Source organism: Saccharopolyspora taberi, assembly GCF_039534165.1.
Classification (GTDB): Bacteria; Actinomycetota; Actinomycetes; order Mycobacteriales; family Pseudonocardiaceae; genus Saccharopolyspora_D; species Saccharopolyspora_D taberi.
On record NZ_BAAAUX010000047.1, the window covers coordinates 1 to 569 of the forward strand.

Annotated in this window: 1 rRNA gene; it reads left to right on the forward strand. The window is 57.3% G+C overall.

What is annotated here, in order from left to right:
* Positions 1 to 569: ribosomal RNA gene (locus ABD691_RS33530) — 16S ribosomal RNA — on the forward strand; the annotation flags it as partial.

The window sequence follows — 569 nt, forward strand, 5'->3', positions numbered from 1 at the left end:
CCGCACAAGCGGCGGAGCATGTGGATTAATTCGATGCAACGCGAAGAACCTTACCTGGGTTTGACATGCACCAGATCGGTATAGAGATATATCTTCCCTTGTGGTTGGTGTACAGGTGGTGCATGGCTGTCGTCAGCTCGTGTCGTGAGATGTTGGGTTAAGTCCCGCAACGAGCGCAACCCTTGTCCTGTGTTGCCAGCACGTAATGGTGGGGACTCGCGGGAGACTGCCGGGGTCAACTCGGAGGAAGGTGGGGATGACGTCAAGTCATCATGCCCCTTATGCCCAGGGCTTCACACATGCTACAATGGCCGGTACAGAGGGTGGCGATACCGTGAGGTGGAGCGAATCCCTTAAAGCTGGTCTCAGTTCGGATCGGGGTCTGCAACTCGACCCCGTGAAGTCGGAGTCGCTAGTAATCGCAGATCAGCATTGCTGCGGTGAATACGTTCCCGGGCCTTGTACACACCGCCCGTCACGTCATGAAAGTCGGTAACACCCGAAGCCCATGGCCCAACCCGTGTGGGGGGAGTGGTCGAAGGTGGGACTGGCGATTGGGACGAAGTCGT